The following is a 21,359-nucleotide window of genomic DNA, read 5'->3' on the forward strand; positions in this document are numbered from 1 at the left end:
TCCTTATGTTAACATCTTCATTTTTCTATGTCAACTAAGTTTTTTAATTTCTTTTTTGTCGTTTTCTGCGTTTCTGCATCAGCGACGTTTATTAATTTATCATATACTTACTCTTAACGTCAATACTTTTTAATAAAAAATTCTTTTTCTTACATAACGAATACATTCTTCCCTATTAGCAACTCTCCGAAATAAACAAAAAATGATTTTATACCTTTCTTCCATCGCCTTTTTTACAACGCTATGTATACGCTCATCTTCAAAATCAAATAAAAGTTCCTCTAATTCTCTCTTCAGTATGTATTCCATTTCTTTTTTCTCTTCCTTCGTCAACATAATCCCAAGCAAATTATCACCCCAATAACTCCTTACGTGTACCGATAAACACCGCACTCATTTTCAATTATCAAGACTGCATCATCAAAAAACAAAATTCTATCACTCATTATATCCACCACTTACGATGTTAATCCCTGGTTCTCTTTTTTTAATTTAAAGCATATATGTAACTGAAAAGGATTGGACAAAGGGGCGTAATATTATGTTTTTCTTTTTTATTACGAGTAAAAGGACATTTAAACACATTAGCTTAATAGTCGTACTTTCCTTATTTACAGCATGGCTACTCTTTTTAAAAACATATTCACATGAATCTGCTTTTTCAACTGCTACTGGCCCTAAAGTGATTTACAAAGGGGACACTGCCAAAAAACAAGTTGCATTCACGTTTGACATTAGTTGGGGAGACCAAAAAGCTATTCCAATCCTTAATACACTCAAAGAAAGAGAAATTAAGAATGCAACCTTCTTTCTCTCTGCTGCATGGGCTGAAAGACACCCTGATATTGTCGAACGCATCATGAAAGATGGACATGAGATTGGTAGTATGGGTTATAATTACACGTCCTACACTTCACTAGAAGCAAATGAAATACGACGAGATCTTTTACGGGCACAAGATGTTTTTACAAAACTTGGCGTAAAACAAGTCAAGCTATTACGTCCACCTAGTGGCGACTTTAACAAAACGACTCTTAAAATAGCGGAATCACTCGGATACACCATCGTTCATTGGAGTAACAATTCAAATGACTGGAAAAATCCCGGCGTAAATAAAATCGTTTCCACAGTCTCTAGCAATTTAAAGGGTGGAGATATTGTCTTATTACATGCTTCTGATTCTGCCCTTCAAACAAATAAAGCTTTACCATTACTCTTACAAAAATTAAAGAGCGACGGATATGAACAAACATCTGTATCGCAACTTATTTCCAACACAAGTACAAAAAGCGAAGATATTAAGTAGTCCCTTTCCACACGGTTCTTCACACATAAAAAGCTCCGCTATCTTTCGTTAAGATAGCGGAGCTTTTTTTATCCTAGTGTTTACAGACGATAAGAATCTGGTTAATTAAAAACCCATTCTCTTCTCATTAAGCTGACTTACTCTTTTGTCCAATTAAACGATGCAATACAAGTAACTGATATGCATTACATAATAGAAGTGGTATCACCATTAAATATAACCAATCTGTATCATTAATCCGGAGCGCTGGTACCCATTCAAGAATTGTTACAACAACCATAAAGAACAAAGCGGGAACAAATGCTTTTTTATTCGTTTCTTTACTCTTTATGTAAGCGACAATTGCCCCAAACACAATTAACATCCCAGCAACAAGTATGTTATTCCCTAACGAAACTTCCCCATTTGCAATAAGTACTGACCTTAAATAAACGAAATCAAACAATACGAACGCAATAAAGAACAGTTGCACTGCATTCCATAAAGAAGATGACCGAAACATCCCTAATCCAAAACGATGAATCGTTAAATATGCAAAGAACCCCATTTGACTTATAACACTAAAAATAAATCCTACGCCCATCAACCAGAAAGAAACTGCTAGAATCTCCTTTCCGTCGAAATTTTGAAAAAATTTAGCGTACTTGTCCCACTCTAAAACAAAACCAATAAAGACCGTGCTAATCCCACCAAGAAACAACGTCGTAAAAAATAGTCGTACCCACTTGCGGCTATTCACAACACATCCCCCATTATTCTTATATTTCTAATTAAATTGTATCAATGACAATTTCAAAAAGCTAGCCATGTTAATGTATAAATTCCTTAAAGAGATTTATATTAAAAAAAGAGAACTGTGCTGAAAGGAGCTCCAACTTATGAAACGGATGCTGCTCGTTTTGATTTCTTCTTTTCTATTTATGGCACTAGTGGCATGTGCACAAGAAAAAGAAGCAAAATCCGAACTTGATTATGATCAAACAAAAAAAATGATTGTTGATATTTTAAAAACCGACCAAGGAAAAAAGGCAATCCAAGATGTATTAACTGATGAAAAAATGAAACAAGCCCTCATATTAGATGAAACAGTAGTAAAGAAAACGATTGAAGATGCGATGGTATCTGAAAAAGGGCAACAATTCTGGGAAAAGCTCTTTAAAGACCCTGATTTCTCATCGAAATTTGCTAAAAGCATGGGAAAAGAACAAACAAAATTAATGAAAACTTTACTAAAAGACCCTGAATACCAATCAGGTGTTATAGAGATTATGAAAAATCCTGAAGTAGAGAAAATTATGTTACAAACAATGAAGAGTAAAGAATATCGTCAATATTTACAGCAAGTACTAACCGAAACTGCCGAAAGTCCACTCTTCCAAGCTAAGATGATTGACATCATTAGTAAAGGTGTACAAAAAGCTGAAAAAGGTGGGTCTGATAAGAAAGGCGCAGGCGGTGAAGGTGGTTCTCAAGATGGGAACAAAGAACAACAATAAAAATTATAGTAATGAGTGGACAACGTATATATTGTCCACTCATTACTACTTTATTTTTGTATAACAGCTGTTTTATCAATAACTGTCTCAGCTATCTTACGATAAATAAGACCCGTTGTATGTGTATCTTCATATACCGACGGCGCAAAGTCCTCTTTATTCCAATCAGGTTGTTGAAGTGGAATTCGACCAAGTACATCCGTTTGGAGTTCCGTAGCTAATTTATCTCCTCCACCTCTTCCAAACACATACTCTTTTTCACCAGTTGCTTTACTTTCAAAATACGCCATATTTTCAACAACACCAAGAATGCTGTGTTCTGTACGTAAAGCCATGGCTCCAGCGCGCGCTGCTACAAATGCCGCTGTTGGATGCGGCGTTGTTACAATAATCTCTTTACAAGCCGGCAACATCGAATGCACATCTAGAGCAACATCACCCGTACCTGGTGGTAGATCCAATACTAAGTAATCTAAATCACCCCATTCTACTTCTGTGAAAAAGTGATTTAACATTTTCCCAAGCATCGGTCCTCTCCAAATAACAGGTGCGTTATCTTCTACAAAGAATCCCATTGAGATTACTTTCACGCCTAGACGCTCCACTGGTATTATCTTATCACCTCTTACGATTGGGCGTTTTTCTATACCCATCATATCCGGTACACTAAAACCATAAATATCCGCATCAATGATACCAACCTTTTTTCCTAAACGAGCTAAAGCAATTGCAAGGTTAACTGAAACAGTCGATTTCCCTACTCCACCTTTTCCACTTGCTACCGCTAAAAATGTTGTATTTGAGTTCGGTGATAATAAGGATTCACTTTTCTCTTCCTCTTGCGGTGGTGCAAACTGGGCTAGTTCCTCTTCTGTAAATTCTGCAAAACGAAGTCCAACTGTTGTTGCTCCAAGTTCTTTTACTAACTTTACAATTCCAGACTGCAACTGCATTTGTTCCGCTGTACCTGTCTTTACAATCGCAATTTTAACACTTACATGTTCCTTCTCAGGCTTGACTGTTACCTCTTTAATTGCATTTGTTTCTTTTAACGTTTTATGTATAAACGGATCTACAATCCCTTCCAATGCTTCCACTACCTGCTCTTTTGTTACCATAATTAGCCCAGCCCCCTGTATGAAAAATAACGTAATGTTAATTAAATTTATCTCTCTTTATTTTTGAAATAAATGCGTTTACATTTCCAGTATAACATATTTTCGGAAAACTTCGTTAACGAGAGAAACTCGAAAAATCCTCCTTATTCTGGAGGATTTCCTTTTTCCGTAAAATAACGTAATATACCACGATATATTGCAGCCGCTACTTTTTGCTGGTATTTCTCCGAATTTAACATATATCTTTCATTCACGTTCGATAAAAAGCCAGCCTCAATTAAAGCACCTGGTTTTTTGGCATACTTCAATAAATACACGTGAGGAATTGTTTTAGCAGAACGATTCGTATTTTCTAAGCTTGTTCTCAATTCAGCTTGTATAAATTTCGCAGCCCGTTCGTTTTCAATCGAAGAACGGTAGTAGAACGTTTGTGCGCCCTTAGACCCACTACTAGTTAGGGCATTTAAATGAATACTCGCAAAAAAGTCTACATCAGGCTTATTAATGATCTCAACACGCTTTTTTAAATCCTCTGCTTTACGTCTACTATATGACTTTGTATCTTTATTAGCTAAATCATAATCTCCTTCACGCGTTAAAATAACTAAAGCACCTTGTTCTTGTAAATAATCTTGTACCTTTTTTGTAATCTCAAGCGTAATATCTTTTTCTACAATATCCTTTCCACCAACAGCCCCTCCGTCTGGCCCACCATGCCCAGCATCTAGTACAATCACTTTCCCTGATAAGGGTAAATTCCAAGCTCGCCACGATTTTGTAATTTGAAATTCTTGTTTAACTAAAAAAAACAAAACAACCGCAGCGAGCGCAAAAGAGATAATTCGAATTCTCTTCATACCTTTCCTCCTCCAGCTAGTCCCTCTAATTACTTATATGGGACAAGAGGAAAGTTTATGCTTGTCTTAGTGTAGCTTTAATCGATATCTTCTTTCGCCTTTTTCATACCCTTCCTGCCACCACAAGCCGATAAACTGCTGGCAAGATTCAAAAAGCAATTCCTCGTCTTGCAACTTAATTTCACGTATAGTCATACTCGTTAAAAATTGAAATAATGTTTCAGTTAATTGTTGCTCTTCTTCTAAAGCCCTATATTTCACATCAAAGAATGATTCACCATGATAACCAAATTTACTGTATCTCGCTCCTAATAAATAAGATTCTATCCCTAATTCAATACAATAATCTTCATACTGACGATGAAGTTCTTGCATCTGAAAGGCATCACGAATATTTGAACGCAATGTTTTTAATGATAATTCTCGCAGCATCTTCCGCTCGTATTTTAACTGCTTTTCTTTTTGTTTTTCTTGTAAGCTGACAATGACATTCATAATACTTATAAACCTCCCTAATACGTATTAGTCTAAGCTTCTAAAGAAGAAGCATACGCAGGACGGTAGCACTAAAATATTCCAAGCTACAAAAATTACAAAAGAAGAATTAAACATAAAAAAACCCCAACCAAAATGGTTGGGGTTTGAAGTTCGCAAAAATTAACGTTTTGAGAACTGAGGTGCACGACGTGCGCCTTTAAGACCGTATTTTTTACGCTCTTTCATACGTGCGTCACGAGTTAATAGACCTGCACGTTTTAGTGTTAGACGGTATTCTGGATCAGCTTTTAATAAAGCGCGAGAAATACCGTGACGAATAGCACCAGCTTGACCAGTGTATCCACCACCATTTACGTTTACAAGTACATCGTAGTTACCTAAAGTTTCTGTTGCAACTAGAGGTTGTTTCACTACTTCACGTAATGCAGCAAATGGGATATAGTTTTCAAAATCACGACCGTTAATGATAACGCGTCCTTCGCCTGGAACTAGGCGTACGCGCGCTACTGAACTCTTACGACGTCCAGTGCCATAGTATTGAACCTGTGCCAAAGTAAGCCCTCCTTTAATTAATTATCCGCGAAGTTCGTAAACTTCTGGTTTTTGTGCTTGGTGTGGATGCTCTGCTCCAGCATACACGTTTAATTTCTTAGATACTTGACGTCCTAAACGTCCTTTTGGAAGCATCCCTTTAATTGCAAGCTCTAACATTTGTACAGGGTAGTTTGTACGCATTTCTAGAGCTGTTCTTTGCTTAAGTCCACCTGGGTGGTTAGTGTGACGGTAGTAAATTTTATCGTTTAATTTATTACCTGTTAAATGAATTTTCTCAGCGTTAATAATAATTACATGATCACCCGTGTCAACGTGTGGTGTAAATGTAGGTTTGTTTTTACCACGTAAAATGGATGCTACTTCAGTAGATAGGCGACCTAAAGTTTGACCTTCAGCATCAACCACATACCATTTACGCTCAACTTCGTTAGCCTTTGCCATAAAAGTCGTACGCATGTGTTTCCCTCCTCGTTATCTTTTCCATAGAAAAAATCTATTGTTTATCTTAAACACGATTTCCTTCCGGGGCTAATCGTGGTTTTAGAAACAATACCATATGTTATGATATACTTTTGAGTTTCTAATGTCAAGCAAATGTTACACCAGGATTAGTTGTTATAGTTTACCTGCCATAAGTAAAGTCCATGACCTGGAGCCATCTTTCCAGCAAACTGGCGATTTTGTTTCGCTAAAATCTCTGGAATGCTATCAGGATCAAGCTTTCCTTGCCCTATGCTAAGTAACGTACCAACAATAATTCTGACCATATTATATAAAAATCCATTACCTACAAAACGAAAAATTAATTCATCGTCTTGCTCAATTAATTCGATTTCATAAATTGTTCGCACTTTATCTTTTTTGTCAGTTTTTGCCGAACAAAAAGAAGTAAAGTCATGCGTTCCAATAAAATAAGGAATCGCTTTTCTTATAGAATCTATTTCGAGCGGATATGGATATTGATATACATAATTTCTACGGAATACATCCGCAGTCTTTGATAATAATACACGATAGCGATATTCTTTTTTCTCGACACCGTAACGTGCATGAAATTCTTCTGTTTTCTTCTCTACCTGCCTAATAATAATATCATCTGGCAACATTGTATTTAAAGCATTACTCCATTGCCACTCTTCAAGAGACAAATGTGTATCAAAGTGTATCACTTGCCCTTTGGCGTGAACGGTAGAATCCGTTCTGCCTGATGCCTGCACACGAACAAGTTCTCCTTTATGCAACTTCTGCAATGCTTTCTCTATTTCTTGTTGAACAGTACGATGCTGTGGTTGAATTTGGTAACCACAAAAATGAATGCCATCATATGCAACTGTACATTTTATTCTTTCCATTTCTCTATTCTCCATTACGACCGCACCCATGCCAAAATACAAGCTAAACAAAGTAAGCTTACAATTGTTACTGTATCACTTATTTTCCAGCGTAGTTGCCTAAATTTAGTACGTCCTTCGCCACTTTGATATCCACGAGCTTCCATCGCAATCGCTAAGTCCTCTGCACGCTTAAAAGCACTGATAAATAGTGGAACGAGTAGTGAGATAATAGCTTTCATCCTATCTTTTATCGGTCCCCCAGCAAAATCGATACCACGTGACGCCTGCGCTTTCATGATTTTACTCGTTTCATCCATTAATGTGGGGATAAATCGAAGAGAAATTGACATCATTAATGCGATTTCATGAACAGGAACTTTCATACGCTTCAACGGCTTTAATAACGTCTCTAAACCGTCTGTAATCTCAATCGGTGTCGTTGTTAACGTTAATAATGTCGTCATTAAAATAATAACGAAAAATCGTATAGAAATGTAGATTCCTTGCTCTAATCCTTTTTCATGTATCGAAAACCAACCAAGCTGGAATAGTACTTCCCCTTCTTTATTTGTAAAAATATGCAGGAAAAATGTAAAAAGAAAAATCCATAAAATTGGTTTTAAGCCCGAAAGTACATAACGAATCGGCACTTTTGCAAAAAATAAAGCAATGAGTGCATATAAAAATAAAAATCCATATGAAATCGCATTATTTGCTAAGAAAACAACAAATACATATAAAAAGACAATCAACAGCTTCGTACGAGGATCAAGTTGATGAATGAGTGACTGACCTGGAATGTATCTCCCAATAATCAACTGCTGCATGATTCATGACCACCTTTTCGTAACACCTGTACAACTTCATGAGTAAGATCCTCTAAAGATAAGGTAGCTTTCGAAATTGAAATACCAAACTTCTCTTCAATTGCACGTTTATACTTTAAAGACATTGGAAGATCCACACCGATTTGTTCTAATTCATCAGCATGTGAAAATACTTCCTCTGCTCTTCCTTGCAAAAAGACCGTTCCTTTATGCATGACCACTATTTGATCTGCATACTTAGCGGCATCCTCCATATTATGGGTAACAAGAATGACTGTAAGCCCCTGTTCCTTATGCAAATTGTAAAACATCTCCATGAGCTCGTGCTGTCCTTTCGGATCAAGCCCTGCTGTAGGTTCATCTAATACAAGCACTTCGGGTTCCATCGCAAGTACGCCCGCTATTGCAACACGCCTCATTTGCCCACCACTTAATTCAAACGGAGAACGCGCTAATAACTCTATGTCCAATCCAACAAGCTGGATTGCATCTTTCGCCTTTTGTTTTGCCTCTTCTTCAGATACACCAAAATTAGTGGGCCCAAAACAAATGTCCTTTTCAACTGTTTCTTCAAATAGTTGATGTTCTGGAAACTGAAAGACAACCCCTACTTTTTTTCGTAGCGGCTTAAGTTTCTTCTCTTTCTTTCCTGCTGAAATTAAATGTTCACCAATTTGAACCGTACCATTTGTCGGCTGCAATAAACCATTTAAATGTTGAATCATCGTTGACTTGCCTGAACCAGTATGACCGATAATGGCATAATAGCCCCCACTTGGAAACGACACGTCTACATCATAAAGTGCGCGTCTTTCAAATGGAGTTTTATATTGATAACGATGTTCTACTTTTTGGAATGTAATCTCCAAAGTTCGTTCACCAAGCTTTCCATTGTAAGATGCGTATTTTGTAAGAGAATTTCATTTCTTTTTAATAATTCTGCTATTTTCACCGAAAAAGGTACATCTAATCCAATTTCTTGGAGCATATGAGAGGATTTAAAAATTTGCGTTGGTGTCCCTTCCTCTAATATTTCTCCCTTATTTAAAATAATAATACGGTCTGACTGTGCAGCTTCTTCTAAATCATGTGTAATTGATAACACAGTGATACCCTTTTGATTAACAAGTTTTCTAACTGTTTCTATTACTTCACGTCTACCTTGAGGGTCTAACATTGAAGTTGCTTCATCTAGTATTAAAATAGATGGCTGAAGTGCCAAAACACCTGCTATTGCCACCCTCTGCTTTTGTCCGCCAGATAACGAATGAGGTTCTTCATTTAGAAAATCTTCCATACGAACAAGTTGCAGAGCCTGCTCTAGTCTTTCTATCATCAGCTCTCTTGGCATTCCGATATTCTCTAAGCCAAATACAACGTCATCTTGTACCGTTGTTCCAACAAATTGATTATCTGGATTTTGAAATACCATCCCAATTTGCTTTCGAACATCCCATACTGTTTCCTCAGATAAAACCATTGTATCATTTACAGTAATTGTCCCTGATTCCGGCAAAAACAAACCATTCAATAACTTTGCAAGTGTAGACTTCCCTGAACCGTTTTGTCCAATGACAGATACCCATTCTCCTTCATATAAGGAAAATGAAACATCTTTTAATGCATAAGAGGCTGCCCCAGGATATTGAAATGATATATTTTCTGTCCGAAGTTTCTCTTTTTTCAATACAAGGCACCCTTTCTTTCGCCAAGTTAGCCCGTTTTTCTATATTTAAAAAAAAAGGGCCATGACCAGTTACTTGAAAAGAACTGTCTTGCCCTTTTAATTATCATTATACTAGCTCGATAATTACCATTGGTGCTGCGTCTCCGCGACGTGGACCAATTTTTGCAATACGAGTGTATCCGCCTTGGCGCTCAGCATAGCGTGGAGCTACATCAGCGAATAATTTTTGAAGTGCATCTTGACCAGTCTCAGCGTTAGCAACCTCATTACGGATGAAAGCTGCTGCTTGACGACGAGCATGAAGATCTCCGCGTTTACCTAAAGTGATCATTTTTTCCACTACAGAACGAAGTTCTTTTGCACGAGTTTCTGTCGTTTGGATGCGCTCGTTGATAATTAAATCAGTAGCTAAATCACGTAACATAGCTTTACGTTGCGCACTTGTACGGCCTAATTTTCTGTATGCCATTCGTAGTTCCCTCCTTTGTTGATGGGTTTAAATCCTCAGTCGTCTTTACGTAAACCTAAACCTAATTCCTCAAGTTTATGTTTAACTTCTTCTAAGGATTTACGTCCTAAGTTACGAACTTTCATCATATCTTCTTCTGTTTTGTTCGCAAGCTCTTGTACAGTATTAATTCCTGCACGTTTTAGGCAATTATAAGAACGAACAGAAAGATCTAGTTCTTCGATAGTCATCTCAAGAACTTTTTCTTTTTGATCTTCTTCCTTCTCGACCATAATCTCAGCATTTTGTGCTTCATCAGTTAAACCAACAAAGATATTTAAATGCTCAGTTAAGATTTTGGCACCTAAAGAGATAGCTTCTTTTGGCCCGATGCTTCCATCCGTCCATACATCAAGCGTAAGCTTATCATAATTAGCCACTTGTCCGACACGTGTCTTTTCCACTTGGTAAGTCACACGTGATACTGGAGTATAAATAGAATCAATAGGAATTACTCCTATTGGTTGATCTTCGCTTTTATTTGCATCAGCTGGCGTATACCCACGGCCACGCTTTGCAGTTAAACGCATGCGGAAATGCGCATTTTTTGCTAACGTCGCAATGTGTAAATCTGGATTTAAGATTTCAACATCACTATCGTGAGTAATATCAGCAGCTGTGACAATACCTTCGCCCTGTACATCGATTTCCAACGTCTTCTCTTCTTCAGAGTAGATTTTAAGAGCTAACTTTTTCAAGTTTAAGATCATCGTAGTAACATCTTCTACTACGCCCTCTACTGTTGAAAATTCGTGTAAAACGCCATCGATTTGGATAGCAGTTACAGCGGCACCAGGGAGTGAGGATAAAAGAATACGACGTAAGGAGTTACCCAAAGTAGTACCATATCCACGCTCAAGCGGTTCAATCACGAATTTGCCATACTTAGCATCTTCGTTAAGTTCAACCGTTTCGATTTTCGGTTTTTCGATTTCAATCATTAACTAAACCCTCCTTCAAAACGTCGAAACCCCGGTTAAACAAAGGAAAAACCTCTGTTTAACCGAAAGTCCCCCTTAGGCAGTTCCCGATTGTGCACAACAAGCGATGTTTCTGTACGAAATTTCTCGATAATGCATCATATCCATTATAGACAAAAGGGAAAATTCTATACAGAAAAATTACACACGACGACGTTTTGGTGGACGACATCCATTATGAGGAACTGGAGTAACATCTCTAATTGCTGTTACTTCTAGACCTGCCGCTTGAAGAGCACGAATTGCAGCTTCACGACCAGCACCAGGACCTTTAACAGTAACCTCTAAAGTTTTTAAACCATGCTCCATTGCAACTTTAGAAGCAGCTTCAGCAGCCATTTGCGCAGCGAATGGAGTAGATTTACGAGATCCACGGAAACCAAGTGCACCAGCACTAGACCAAGAAAGTGCGTTACCGTGAGTATCTGTAAGTGTTACGATTGTGTTGTTGAAAGTAGAACGAATATGAGCTATACCAGCTTCAATATTCTTTTTCACACGTTTTTTACGAGTGTTTGTTTTACGTGCCATTGTTAGTTCAACCTCCTTTACTTATTATTTCTTTTTATTTGCTACTGTACGACGTGGACCTTTACGCGTACGAGCATTGTTTTTAGAGTTTTGACCACGAACTGGTAAACCACGACGGTGACGAAGACCACGGTAAGAACCGATCTCCATTAGACGTTTAATGTTAAGAGATACTTCACGACGAAGGTCTCCCTCAACTTTAATACGATCGATGATATCACGGATACGTCCTAATTCATCTTCCGATAAATCACGAACTCGTGTTTCCGAAGAAATACCAGCTTCTGTAAGAATTTTTTCAGCAGTTGTGCGACCAATGCCGAATACGTAAGTTAAAGAAATAACAACGCGCTTGTCACGAGGAATATCTACACCTGCGATACGTGCCATTCTGAATGCACCTCCTTCTGATTAACCTTGTTTTTGTTTATGTTTAGGGTTTTCACAAATAACCATTACTTTTCCACGTCTACGAATAACTTTACATTTTTCGCAGATTGGTTTAACTGACGGTCTTACTTTCATGTCTCGAACCTCCTTAAAGATTACGGAGTGCTATATTATTTAAAACGGTACGTAATACGACCACGATTTAAATCGTACGGAGATAATTCTACCGTAACTTTGTCTCCTGGTAAAATACGAATGAAGTTCATACGGATTTTACCAGAAACGTGAGCCAATACGACATGCCCATTCTCTAATTCTACTTTGAACATAGCATTTGGCAACGTTTCAAGAACGGTACCTTCGACTTCAATTACATCATCTTTAGCCATTCAATAGTTCTCCCTTCTTCAAATCAGTAACATTTTACACTGCTCTGAAATCCCGGAGAGCCAGCTACTTATAAAGTGGTAAGGATTTCGTATCCTGCTTCTGTAAGAGCAATCGTGTGCTCAAAGTGGGCACACCATTTACCATCTACCGTTACCACTGTCCAGTCATCAGATAGTGTTTTTACATATCGTCTTCCTTGATTCACCATCGGCTCAACACAGATGACCATTCCCGGCTTTAATCTAGGGCCTCTATTTGGTGGACCATAGTGCGGGATTTGAGGGTCCTCATGTAAGTCTTGCCCGATTCCGTGACCAACATACTCCCTAACGATCGAGAATCCATTCTCTTCAGCATGGGTTTGAACCGCATGTGAGATATTTGATAATCTTTCGCCTGGTTTTACTTGTTCTAGACCAAGATACAACGATTTTTCTGTGACATCAAGTAACTTTTGAACAGATTCAGAAATGTTTCCAACTGGATACGTCCATGCAGAATCTCCATGGTACCCATTGTATTTCGCACCAATATCGATACTGATGATATCGCCCTCTTCGAGTTTACGCTTCCCTGGAATCCCGTGTACAAGCTCTTCATTTACAGAAGCACATATGCTCCCCGGAAATCCGTTATATCCTTTAAAAGATGGCGTAGCACCATATTTTCGAATCGTCTTTTCCGCTATTTGATTGAGCTCTTTCGTTGTAATTCCTGGAGTAATATGTTGTTTCAACTCTTGATGAGTTAAAGCAACGATCCTGCCAGCTTCTCGCATGATTTCTATCTCGCGAGGAGTTTTGCAGATGATCATTACGCTAAGCCCCCGATGAGAACATCGATATCAGCAAATACTTTATTGATATCTTGCTCACCATTAATGCTTTCTAAGTAACCAAGCTCCCCGTAGAAATCAAGCAAAGGTTTTGTTTGCTTAATATTTACATCTAAACGATTTGCTACAGTTTCCTCGTTGTCATCAGAGCGTTGATATAATTCGCCACCACATTTATCGCACACATCAGCTTTTGCTGGCGGATTGAATTCTAAGTGGTAAGTCGCACCACACTCTTTACAAATGCGACGACCTGTAAGGCGTTTTAATAATAACCCTGAATCCACATTAATGTTTAAAACATAGTCGATTTTTTTGCCAAGATCTTTCATAATCTCTTCAAGAGCTGATGCTTGTGCAACAGTTCGTGGGAAACCATCTAATAAGAATCCTTTAATACAGTCTTCTTGACTTAAACGTTCACGAACAATTCCGATTGTAACTTCATCTGGAACAAGCGCACCTTTATCAATAAAAGATTTTGCTTGTAAACCAAGTTCAGTTTCAGCCTTCATAGCTGCACGGAACATATCTCCCGTTGAGATGTGAGGGATGTTATACTTGGCAACAATCTGTTCGGCTTGTGTACCTTTACCAGCACCAGGAAGCCCCATTAAAATTAAGTTCATCCTTGTTCCCCCTCAGTACATGAGCATGTAGGGAAGATAATTCTTCCCACTTACTCACTGCTTGATAAACCCTTTGTAATGGCGTTTTACTAATTGGCTTTCTAGCTGCTTCATTGTTTCTAAAGCAACGCCGACAACGATTAACATACTCGTTCCACCAATCTGTGCAGATGGAGGAAGATTTCCCAATTTCGTAAAGATAACTGGTAAGATTGCAATCGCTGCTAGGAAAATTGATCCCACAAAGGTCAAACGATACAAGATTTTTGTTAGATATTGTTCTGTATTCTTACCCGGACGAATACCTGGAACATATCCACCTTGCTTGTTTAGATTCTCTGACATTTGCTCTGGATTAACCTGAACAAATGCATAGAAGTATGTGAAGGCCACAATGAGCGCAACATATATGATCATTCCCACTGGGTGAGAATAGTTAAAGTTTGCAATAATCCACTGCGATACATCATGTTTCGGGAAGAACTGTGCAATAGTTGGAGGCGTAATTAAGAATGAAACAGCAAAAATGACTGGAATAACACCCGCACTATTTACCTTAAGTGGTAAATGAGTGTTTTGTGCTCCAGCATGATTCCCATTCCCTCCTGTTACACGCTTCGCGTATTGAATTGGGATCTTTCTAACAGCCTGTTGAATGAAAATAACACCAACAATAACTGCTAGCACAGCTAGTAAAATCAATGCAACTTTAACGATACTCATGAACAATTGATCTCCGATATTTTGAAACTGTTGTTGATACACTTGAGATATAACACTTGGGATCGCTGCGGCAATACCACCAAAGATAAGAATGGAAATACCATTACCTACACCTTTAGATGTAATCTGCTCACCTAACCACATTAAAAATGCAGTACCAGCAGTCAGTACCGTAGCAATGTATAAATAAGTGCTCCAACCTGGATTCAAAATTAATTGCCCACCTACCATACCGTTAAAACCGATTGACATACCAAACCCCTGAATAAACGCAAGAACAATTGTAAAGTAACGCGTGAATTGCGTTAGTTTACGACGGCCCATTTCGCCTTGCTTCGACCATTCCGAAAATTTAGGAACAACATCCATCTGCAATAATTGCACGATGATGGATGCTGTAATATACGGCATGATTCCCATCGCGAAGATGGAGAAGTTCTTCAAGGCGCCACCGCCAAATGTATTTAGGATACCTAAGGCATTTAATTGATCTTGTGCTTTCAGTACGTCTCCATTTGTAAATGGCACTGGGATAAACGTGCCAATCCTGAATACGACTAACATCGCTAAAGTGAATAATATTTTACGTCTTATCTCAGCAACGCGCATAAAGTTGGAGATTGTACGAAACATTAGATCACCTCAACTGATCCGCCAGCTGCTTCAATTGCTTCTTTAGCACTTGAAGAGAACTTGTGCGCTTTAACAGTTAATTTTTTCTCTACTGCTCCGCTTGCAAGAATTTTAACACCGTCGTTTAATTTGCTGATAACGCCAGTTTCCAGCAATAATTCAGGTGTTACTTCTGTACCATCTTCAAAACGATTTAACGTTGATAAGTTTACAATAGTAAACTCTTTACGGTTAATGTTTGTGAAGCCGCGTTTTGGTAAACGACGGAATAGTGGAGTTTGACCACCTTCGAAGCCAAGACGAACACCGCCGCCAGAACGTGCGTTTTGTCCTTTATGACCTCTACCAGCAGTTTTACCGTTACCAGAACCGATACCACGACCGACACGGTTACGTACTTTACGAGAACCTTCTGCAGGTTTTAATTCATGAAGTTTCATTCCCAGGCACCTCCTTATATTAATGAGTTATCCTTAAGCTTCTTTTACAGTTATAAGGTGAGAAACTTTGTTGATCATACCAAGAATAGCAGGAGTTTCTTCCTTAACTACAGTTGAATTCAACTTTTTAAGACCTAAAGCTTCTACCGTCGCACGTTGATCTTGTGGACGACCAATTACACTACGAGTGAGGGTAATTTCTAACTTTTTCGCCATTTGTTTTCCCTCCTTAACCTAGTAGCTCTTCTACAGATTTACCGCGTAATTTTGCAACATCTTCAGCGCGCTTAAGTTCGCTTAATCCGTTCACAGTAGCGCGAATCATGTTGATTGGTGTGTTAGAACCAAGAGATTTCGAAAGAATATCTTGTACACCAGCTAATTCTAGTACCGCACGAACAGGTCCACCAGCAATAACACCAGTACCCTCAGCAGCAGGTTTTAAGAATACTTCACCAGCTCCAAAATGACCGTTGATTGTGTGTGGAATTGTTGTACCAACTAATGGTACTGCGATTAAGTTTTTCTTAGCGTCTTCGATAGCTTTACGGATTGCGTCTGGTACCTCTTGTGCTTTACCAGTACCGAATCCAACATGACCGTTTTTATCGCCAACTACAACTAGTGCAGCAAAGCGGAAACGACGACCACCCTTAACAACTTTCGCGACACGATTTATCGTAACTACACGTTCTTCAAGTTCTAATTTACTTGGGTCAATGCGTTGCATCAATTTTCCCTCCTTTGACCATTAAAATTGTAATCCAGCCTCACGAGCAGCTTCAGCTAGAGCTTTAACACGGCCATGGTATAAGTAACCACCGCGATCAAATACTACTTCTTTAACGCCTTTCTCTACAGCACGCTTAGCAACTGATTCTCCAACTTTCGTAGCAGCTTCAGTATTGCTAGTACCGTTAAGAGCAAGGTCTTTATCAAGAGTAGATGCACTTACTAATGTTACACCATTTACATCATCAATAACTTGAGCGTAAATATGTTGGTTAGAACGGTACACGTTTAAACGTGGACGTTCTGCAGTACCAGTAAGTTTAGCACGTACACGTGCATGTCTTTTCTTACGAGTCGCATTTTTAGCAGCTTTAGTGATCATTCTTGTCACTCCTTTCTTTCACCTAACGGGTTTACTTAGCAGTTTTACCTTCTTTACGACGAACAACTTCGCCTTCGTAACGAATACCTTTACCTTTATATGGTTCAGGAGCACGTACAGCACGGATGTTAGCAGCAAATTCGCCAACACGTTGCTTGTCGATACCTTTAATTACGATTTTAGTTGGTACAGGTACTTCAACTTCAAGTCCTGCTTCTGGAGTCATTTCTACTGGATGAGAATAACCTACGCTTAAAACAAGTTTATCACCTTGTTTTTGAGCACGGTAACCAACACCGACTAATTCAAGTCCGCGTGCAAAACCTGTAGTTACACCTTCAACCATGTTTCCGATTAAAGCACGAGTTGTACCGTGTAATGCACGGTGTTCCTTCTGTTCAGATGGACGCTCAACTGTTAGTGTATTTTCTTCAATTTTGATAGACATATCAGTTTTGAAAGTACGAGTTAATTCACCTTTAGGGCCTTTTACTGTTACAGTATTGTCTTCTGCAACTGTAATAGTAACACCTGCAGGGATTTCAAGAATCTTTTTACCAATACGAGACATGTGGTCACACCTCCGTTCGTTTTAAATATATATTACCAAACGTATGCTACTACTTCTCCACCAGTTTGTAATTGACGAGCGTCTTTGTCTGTCATTACTCCCTTAGATGTAGAAACAAGAGCGATACCTAATCCGTTAAGTACACGTGGTACTTCATCAGCTTTTGCGTAAACGCGTAAGCCAGGTTTACTGATACGTTTTAATCCAGTGATTACACGTTCATTGTTTGCACCATATTTCAGGAAAATACGAAGGATACCTTGTTTGTTATCCCCGATGTATTCTACATCACGAATGAAACCTTCACGTTTTAAAAGTTCAGCGATCTCTTTTTTGATTTTAGAAGCAGGAACCTCTAATTTCTCATGACGTACCATATTCGCATTACGGATGCGAGTAAGCATGTCTGCAATTGGATCTGTCATCACCATGTGTTTTACCTCCTTCCCATTTGTGGGTTTTACCAACTAGCTTTTTTAACACCAGGAATTTGACCTTTATATGCAAGTTCACGGAAACAAATACGGCAAAGCTTAAATTTGCGGTATACAGAATGCGGACGACCGCAGCGTTCGCAACGTGTATACTCTTGTACTTTAAACTTAGGAGTACGCTTTTGTTTCGCGATCATAGATTTTTTAGCCACGTTTTCGCCTCCTCTACTTAGCGTTGGCTTCCATTATTTTTGGAATGGCATACCGAATTGTGTTAAAAGTTCACGAGCTTCTTCATCAGTTTTCGCTGTAGTAACGATTACGATGTCCATACCGCGGACTTTACTTACTTTATCATAATCAATCTCAGGGAAAATCAGTTGCTCTTTAACACCTAATGTGTAGTTCCCACGACCATCGAATGATTTCTTAGAAACACCACGGAAATCACGTACACGTGGTAAAGAAACTGATACTAATTTGTCGAAGAACTCATACATTTGTTGTCCGCGTAAAGTTACTTTCGCACCGATTGGCATACCTTCACGAAGACGGAAACCAGCGATTGATTTTTTAGCGCGAGTTACAACAGGTTTTTGACCTGCGATTTGCGTTAATTCTTCTACTGCATTGTCTAAAGCTTTTGAGTTAGATACCGCGTCACCAACACCAGTGTTGATTACGATCTTTTCGATTTTCGGTACTTCCATCACAGATTTATAGTTAAACTTGCTCATTAGAGCAGGAGTAATTTCCTTTTGGAACTTCTCTTTAAGGCGATTCAATGAAGTGACCTCCTTTCTTAAGAAAATTATTTATCTAATAATTCACCAGATTTTTTTGCAATACGAACTTTTTTACCATCTTCTACTTTGAAGCCTACGCGAGTAGGTTCGCCTGTTTTCGGATCTAATACCATAACATTAGAAACGTGAATAGGTGCTTCTTTCGTAATAATTCCACCTTGTGGATTTAATTGAGATGGCTTAGAGTGTTTTTTAACGATGTTAACACCCTCAACGATAACACGGTTTTGCTTTGGGAAAGCCACAAGGATAACGCCTTGTTTTCCTTTGTCTTTACCAGTGATTACCTGAACTTTATCACCTTTTTTTACATGCATCTTAATTCTGCACCTCCTTAGCAAGGCAATACCTTAAATTATAGAACTTCTGGAGCTAAAGAAACGATCTTCATGAAGTTGCTATCACGTAATTCACGAGCTACTGGTCCGAAGATACGAGTACCACGTGGGCTCTTATCGTCTTTGATGATAACCGCTGCGTTTTCATCAAATTTAATGTAAGAACCGTCCGGACGACGAGCTCCGCTCTTCGTACGTACCACTACTGCCTTAACAACGTCACCTTTTTTAACAACGCCACCTGGTGTTGCTTGTTTTACCGTAGCAACGATAATATCACCAATATTAGCATATTTACGACCAGAGCCGCCTAATACTTTAATTGTTAAAAGTTCACGTGCACCAGAGTTGTCAGCAACTTTCAAACGAGATTCTTGTTGGATCATGTTATGAAACCTCCCTTCGGACTAAAAATTCCGATTCGTCTATTTAGATAATAACCGCTTCTTCAACGATTTCAACTAAACGGAAACGCTTAGTAGCAGAAAGCGGGCGAGTTTCCATGATTTTAACGATATCGCCAAGTTTCGCTTGGTTTTGCTCATCATGGGCTTTGTACTTTTTAGAATACTTAACACGTTTTCCGTACAAGGAATGAGTTTTGTAAGTTTCAACTAAAACTGTAATCGTTTTGTCCATTTTATCAGATACAACACGACCAGTATAAACTTTGCGTTGGTTACGTTCGCTCACTATGCAAACCTCCCCTCAATTTATCGATTAATTCCGATCTCTCTTTCACAAACTACAGTTTTCATACGAGCAATCGCTTTGCGTACTTCACGGATGCGAGTTGGATTCTCTAATTGTCCTGTAGCAAGTTGGAAGCGAAGATTGAATAATTCTTCCTTTAAAGCTTTAACTTTTGTTTCGATTTCGGCAGTGGTTAATTCACGAATATCATTAGTTTTCATTAGATTCACCACCATTTTCTTCACGTTTTACGAATTTACATTTCACAGGTAACTTGTGAGCTGCAAGACGTAATGCTTCGCGTGCTACCTCTTCAGATACACCCGCGATTTCAAACATAATTTTCCCAGGTTTTACTACTGCTACCCAGCCTTCTGGTGCCCCTTTACCGGAACCCATACGTACTTCAAGAGGTTTTGCAGTGTAAGGTTTAGAAGGGAAAATTTTAATCCATACTTTACCGCCACGTTTCATGTAACGAGTCATTGCACGACGAGCAGCTTCGATTTGACGGTTTGTAATCCATGAAGCAGCTTGTGCTTGTAAACCGAATTCACCGAAAGCAATTTCAGTTCCACCTTTTGCACGACCACGCATTTTACCACGATGCTCTCTACGATATTTTACGCGTTTTGGCATTAACATATTATTTTCCTCCTTCCTCAGAAGCTTTCTTTTTTGTAGGAAGGACTTCTCCACGGTAGATCCATACTTTTACGCCTAATTTACCGTATGTTGTATCAGCTTCAACTGCTGCATAGTCAATATCAGCGCGAAGTGTATGAAGTGGAACAGTTCCTTCACTGTAAGATTCTGCACGAGCGATATCAGCTCCGCCAAGACGACCAGAAACCTGTGTTTTAATACCTTTTGCTCCTGCACGCATAGCACGTTGAATAACTTGCTTTTGTGCACGACGGAATGATACACGGTTTTCTAATTGACGAGCGATGTTTTCGCCTACTAATTTAGCGTTAAGATCAGCTCTCTTAACTTCTAAAATGTTGATGTGTACACGCTTGCCTGTTAATTGGTTAAGAGCTTTACGAAGTGCTTCAACTTCAGTACCACCTTTACCAATTACCATACCAGGTTTCGCAGTGTGAATTGTAACATTTACACGATTTGCTGCACGTTCGATTTCTACTTTAGCAACAGCAGAATCTTTTAAGCGTACAGTAATGTACTCACGGATTTTGATGTCTTCATGTAATAACGTAGCATAATCTTTCTCAGCGAACCAACGAGATTCCCAGTCGCGGATAATACCGACACGAAGACCAATTGGATTAACCTTCTGACCCATCGATTATCCCTCCTTCTTTTCTGATACCACAACTGTGATGTGGCTTGTGCGTTTGTTAATTTGGCTTGCACGACCCATTGCACGTGGACGGAAACGTTTCAACGTTGGACCTTCGTCAACGAAGACTTTTTCAACAACTAGGTTGTTAATATCCATCTCATAATTGTGCTCTGCATTTGCGATTGCAGATTTTAAAACTTTTTCTACAACTGGAGAAGCAGTTTTTGGTGTGTGGTTAAGGATAGCAATCGCTTCACCCACTTGCTTACCTCGGATTAAGTCTACTACTAAACGAACCTTACGAGGAGCAATACGAACTGTTCTCACTACTGCTTTAGCTTGCATTGAAGTGCCTCCTCT

Annotated in this window: 37 protein-coding genes; 2 read left to right on the forward strand and 35 right to left on the reverse strand. The window is 38.8% G+C overall.

Going from position 1 to position 21,359, the window contains the following annotated elements; translation table 11 throughout:
• Positions 1 to 129 precede the first annotated feature (129 nt).
• On the reverse strand, positions 130 to 348 hold the full coding sequence (locus tag V7038_RS16695) for a hypothetical protein (RefSeq protein ID WP_002139933.1): 219 nt from the start codon (positions 346 to 348) through the stop codon (positions 130 to 132).
• Positions 349 to 541: 193 nt separating this feature from the next.
• On the opposite strand from V7038_RS16695, the gene pdaB reads away from it, so the two are divergent.
• Positions 542 to 1,306 (forward strand): polysaccharide deacetylase family sporulation protein PdaB, encoded by a 765-nt coding sequence (gene pdaB, locus V7038_RS16700; protein WP_002063440.1) that lies wholly within the window; start codon positions 542 to 544, stop codon positions 1,304 to 1,306.
• A gap of 127 nt (positions 1,307 to 1,433) precedes the next feature.
• Here pdaB and kbaA read toward each other — a convergent pair whose 3' ends face one another.
• Positions 1,434 to 2,045, reverse strand: a complete 612-nt coding sequence (kbaA, locus tag V7038_RS16705; RefSeq protein ID WP_335471031.1) for a KinB signaling pathway activation protein KbaA — start codon at positions 2,043 to 2,045, stop codon at positions 1,434 to 1,436.
• 139 nt (positions 2,046 to 2,184) lie between these two features.
• Between kbaA and gerD the strand changes: the two genes are divergently transcribed.
• Complete coding sequence (gene gerD / locus V7038_RS16710) at positions 2,185 to 2,802, forward strand: spore germination protein GerD (protein WP_002113334.1); 618 nt, start codon at positions 2,185 to 2,187, stop codon at positions 2,800 to 2,802.
• Positions 2,803 to 2,852: 50 nt separating this feature from the next.
• Here gerD and V7038_RS16715 read toward each other — a convergent pair whose 3' ends face one another.
• The 33 genes from V7038_RS16715 to rplV form a co-directional block, all read right to left on the reverse strand.
• On the reverse strand, positions 2,853 to 3,920 hold the full coding sequence (locus V7038_RS16715) for an Mrp/NBP35 family ATP-binding protein (protein WP_002113332.1): 1,068 nt from the start codon (positions 3,918 to 3,920) through the stop codon (positions 2,853 to 2,855).
• Positions 3,921 to 4,063: 143 nt separating this feature from the next.
• The gene (gene cwlD / locus V7038_RS16720) at positions 4,064 to 4,777 is read right to left on the reverse strand and encodes an N-acetylmuramoyl-L-alanine amidase CwlD (RefSeq protein WP_002113331.1); all 714 of its coding nucleotides are present in this window, start codon (positions 4,775 to 4,777) and stop codon (positions 4,064 to 4,066) included.
• Between the two features lie 66 nt (positions 4,778 to 4,843).
• Positions 4,844 to 5,272 (reverse strand): DUF2521 family protein, encoded by a 429-nt coding sequence (locus V7038_RS16725; RefSeq protein WP_002113330.1) that lies wholly within the window; start codon positions 5,270 to 5,272, stop codon positions 4,844 to 4,846.
• Positions 5,273 to 5,434: 162 nt separating this feature from the next.
• Positions 5,435 to 5,827: a 30S ribosomal protein S9 gene (gene rpsI, locus V7038_RS16730; protein ID WP_000079986.1), complete on the reverse strand. Its 393-nt coding sequence runs from the start codon at positions 5,825 to 5,827 to the stop codon at positions 5,435 to 5,437.
• 21 nt (positions 5,828 to 5,848) lie between these two features.
• Positions 5,849 to 6,286: a 50S ribosomal protein L13 gene (rplM, locus tag V7038_RS16735; RefSeq protein ID WP_001260795.1), complete on the reverse strand. Its 438-nt coding sequence runs from the start codon at positions 6,284 to 6,286 to the stop codon at positions 5,849 to 5,851.
• Between the two features lie 152 nt (positions 6,287 to 6,438).
• Positions 6,439 to 7,182 (reverse strand): tRNA pseudouridine(38-40) synthase TruA, encoded by a 744-nt coding sequence (truA, locus tag V7038_RS16740; RefSeq protein ID WP_335471035.1) that lies wholly within the window; start codon positions 7,180 to 7,182, stop codon positions 6,439 to 6,441.
• Positions 7,183 to 7,196: 14 nt separating this feature from the next.
• Positions 7,197 to 7,991, reverse strand: a complete 795-nt coding sequence (locus V7038_RS16745; protein ID WP_002113328.1) for an energy-coupling factor transporter transmembrane component T family protein — start codon at positions 7,989 to 7,991, stop codon at positions 7,197 to 7,199.
• A complete protein-coding gene (locus V7038_RS16750; RefSeq protein WP_002113327.1) occupies positions 7,979 to 8,860 on the reverse strand; it encodes an energy-coupling factor ABC transporter ATP-binding protein in 882 nt (293 codons plus the stop codon). The genes V7038_RS16745 and V7038_RS16750 overlap by 13 nt, the downstream gene beginning before the upstream one ends.
• Positions 8,836 to 9,678, reverse strand: coding sequence for an energy-coupling factor ABC transporter ATP-binding protein (locus V7038_RS16755; RefSeq protein WP_002113326.1), 843 nt, complete (start codon positions 9,676 to 9,678; stop codon positions 8,836 to 8,838). Before V7038_RS16755 ends, V7038_RS16750 begins: the two co-directional genes overlap by 25 nt.
• A 106-nt stretch (positions 9,679 to 9,784) precedes the next feature.
• A complete protein-coding gene (gene rplQ, locus V7038_RS16760; protein ID WP_000331490.1) occupies positions 9,785 to 10,147 on the reverse strand; it encodes a 50S ribosomal protein L17 in 363 nt (120 codons plus the stop codon).
• A 35-nt stretch (positions 10,148 to 10,182) separates the two neighbouring features.
• Positions 10,183 to 11,127, reverse strand: a complete 945-nt coding sequence (locus V7038_RS16765) for a DNA-directed RNA polymerase subunit alpha (RefSeq protein ID WP_002009743.1) — start codon at positions 11,125 to 11,127, stop codon at positions 10,183 to 10,185.
• Between the two features lie 180 nt (positions 11,128 to 11,307).
• Positions 11,308 to 11,697 carry a 30S ribosomal protein S11 gene (rpsK, locus tag V7038_RS16770; protein ID WP_002009745.1) on the reverse strand — a complete coding sequence of 130 codons (390 nt, stop codon included), beginning with the start codon at positions 11,695 to 11,697 and terminating at the stop codon, positions 11,308 to 11,310.
• A gap of 24 nt (positions 11,698 to 11,721) precedes the next feature.
• The gene (rpsM, locus tag V7038_RS16775) at positions 11,722 to 12,087 is read right to left on the reverse strand and encodes a 30S ribosomal protein S13 (RefSeq protein WP_002009746.1); all 366 of its coding nucleotides are present in this window, start codon (positions 12,085 to 12,087) and stop codon (positions 11,722 to 11,724) included.
• A 21-nt stretch (positions 12,088 to 12,108) separates the two neighbouring features.
• On the reverse strand, positions 12,109 to 12,222 hold the full coding sequence (gene rpmJ / locus V7038_RS16780; protein WP_000868344.1) for a 50S ribosomal protein L36: 114 nt from the start codon (positions 12,220 to 12,222) through the stop codon (positions 12,109 to 12,111).
• 35 nt (positions 12,223 to 12,257) lie between these two features.
• Complete coding sequence (gene infA, locus V7038_RS16785; RefSeq protein ID WP_001029884.1) at positions 12,258 to 12,476, reverse strand: translation initiation factor IF-1; 219 nt, start codon at positions 12,474 to 12,476, stop codon at positions 12,258 to 12,260.
• A gap of 68 nt (positions 12,477 to 12,544) precedes the next feature.
• Entirely contained in the window at positions 12,545 to 13,291 is a 747-nt protein-coding gene (map, locus tag V7038_RS16790) for a type I methionyl aminopeptidase (protein ID WP_002091537.1), read from the reverse strand.
• Positions 13,291 to 13,941, reverse strand: a complete 651-nt coding sequence (locus V7038_RS16795; protein ID WP_002113324.1) for an adenylate kinase — start codon at positions 13,939 to 13,941, stop codon at positions 13,291 to 13,293. The genes map and V7038_RS16795 overlap by 1 nt, the downstream gene beginning before the upstream one ends.
• 54 nt (positions 13,942 to 13,995) lie before the next feature.
• The gene (gene secY, locus V7038_RS16800) at positions 13,996 to 15,297 is read right to left on the reverse strand and encodes a preprotein translocase subunit SecY (protein WP_002091534.1); all 1,302 of its coding nucleotides are present in this window, start codon (positions 15,295 to 15,297) and stop codon (positions 13,996 to 13,998) included.
• Complete coding sequence (gene rplO, locus V7038_RS16805; RefSeq protein WP_002009754.1) at positions 15,297 to 15,737, reverse strand: 50S ribosomal protein L15; 441 nt, start codon at positions 15,735 to 15,737, stop codon at positions 15,297 to 15,299. The genes secY and rplO overlap by 1 nt, the downstream gene beginning before the upstream one ends.
• Positions 15,738 to 15,770: 33 nt before the next feature.
• Positions 15,771 to 15,953 carry a 50S ribosomal protein L30 gene (gene rpmD, locus V7038_RS16810; RefSeq protein WP_001085231.1) on the reverse strand — a complete coding sequence of 61 codons (183 nt, stop codon included), beginning with the start codon at positions 15,951 to 15,953 and terminating at the stop codon, positions 15,771 to 15,773.
• 13 nt (positions 15,954 to 15,966) lie between these two features.
• A complete protein-coding gene (rpsE, locus tag V7038_RS16815; RefSeq protein ID WP_002009759.1) occupies positions 15,967 to 16,467 on the reverse strand; it encodes a 30S ribosomal protein S5 in 501 nt (166 codons plus the stop codon).
• Between the two features lie 21 nt (positions 16,468 to 16,488).
• On the reverse strand, positions 16,489 to 16,851 hold the full coding sequence (gene rplR / locus V7038_RS16820; protein ID WP_002009761.1) for a 50S ribosomal protein L18: 363 nt from the start codon (positions 16,849 to 16,851) through the stop codon (positions 16,489 to 16,491).
• A gap of 31 nt (positions 16,852 to 16,882) precedes the next feature.
• On the reverse strand, positions 16,883 to 17,422 hold the full coding sequence (gene rplF / locus V7038_RS16825) for a 50S ribosomal protein L6 (protein WP_002063425.1): 540 nt from the start codon (positions 17,420 to 17,422) through the stop codon (positions 16,883 to 16,885).
• 32 nt (positions 17,423 to 17,454) lie between these two features.
• Complete coding sequence (rpsH, locus tag V7038_RS16830) at positions 17,455 to 17,853, reverse strand: 30S ribosomal protein S8 (protein ID WP_002009764.1); 399 nt, start codon at positions 17,851 to 17,853, stop codon at positions 17,455 to 17,457.
• A gap of 29 nt (positions 17,854 to 17,882) precedes the next feature.
• Positions 17,883 to 18,068, reverse strand: a complete 186-nt coding sequence (rpsN, locus tag V7038_RS16835) for a 30S ribosomal protein S14 (protein WP_001085700.1) — start codon at positions 18,066 to 18,068, stop codon at positions 17,883 to 17,885.
• A 33-nt stretch (positions 18,069 to 18,101) separates the two neighbouring features.
• Entirely contained in the window at positions 18,102 to 18,641 is a 540-nt protein-coding gene (gene rplE / locus V7038_RS16840) for a 50S ribosomal protein L5 (protein WP_002091528.1), read from the reverse strand.
• Positions 18,642 to 18,667: 26 nt separating this feature from the next.
• Complete coding sequence (rplX, locus tag V7038_RS16845) at positions 18,668 to 18,979, reverse strand: 50S ribosomal protein L24 (protein WP_000558201.1); 312 nt, start codon at positions 18,977 to 18,979, stop codon at positions 18,668 to 18,670.
• 38 nt (positions 18,980 to 19,017) lie between these two features.
• The gene (gene rplN / locus V7038_RS16850; protein ID WP_000615912.1) at positions 19,018 to 19,386 is read right to left on the reverse strand and encodes a 50S ribosomal protein L14; all 369 of its coding nucleotides are present in this window, start codon (positions 19,384 to 19,386) and stop codon (positions 19,018 to 19,020) included.
• A gap of 43 nt (positions 19,387 to 19,429) precedes the next feature.
• Positions 19,430 to 19,693 (reverse strand): 30S ribosomal protein S17, encoded by a 264-nt coding sequence (rpsQ, locus tag V7038_RS16855; RefSeq protein ID WP_000004106.1) that lies wholly within the window; start codon positions 19,691 to 19,693, stop codon positions 19,430 to 19,432.
• A gap of 20 nt (positions 19,694 to 19,713) precedes the next feature.
• Positions 19,714 to 19,914, reverse strand: a complete 201-nt coding sequence (gene rpmC / locus V7038_RS16860) for a 50S ribosomal protein L29 (RefSeq protein WP_002091523.1) — start codon at positions 19,912 to 19,914, stop codon at positions 19,714 to 19,716.
• Positions 19,904 to 20,338: a 50S ribosomal protein L16 gene (gene rplP / locus V7038_RS16865; RefSeq protein ID WP_000928969.1), complete on the reverse strand. Its 435-nt coding sequence runs from the start codon at positions 20,336 to 20,338 to the stop codon at positions 19,904 to 19,906. The genes rpmC and rplP overlap by 11 nt, the downstream gene beginning before the upstream one ends.
• A gap of 1 nt (position 20,339) precedes the next feature.
• On the reverse strand, positions 20,340 to 20,999 hold the full coding sequence (gene rpsC, locus V7038_RS16870) for a 30S ribosomal protein S3 (protein WP_002009771.1): 660 nt from the start codon (positions 20,997 to 20,999) through the stop codon (positions 20,340 to 20,342).
• A 3-nt stretch (positions 21,000 to 21,002) separates the two neighbouring features.
• A complete protein-coding gene (gene rplV, locus V7038_RS16875; RefSeq protein WP_002009773.1) occupies positions 21,003 to 21,344 on the reverse strand; it encodes a 50S ribosomal protein L22 in 342 nt (113 codons plus the stop codon).
• Positions 21,345 to 21,359 lie beyond the last annotated feature (15 nt).

The organism is Bacillus sp. JJ783 (assembly GCF_036963225.1).
In the GTDB taxonomy this organism is placed as follows: domain Bacteria; phylum Bacillota; class Bacilli; order Bacillales; family Bacillaceae_G; genus Bacillus_A; species Bacillus_A cereus_U.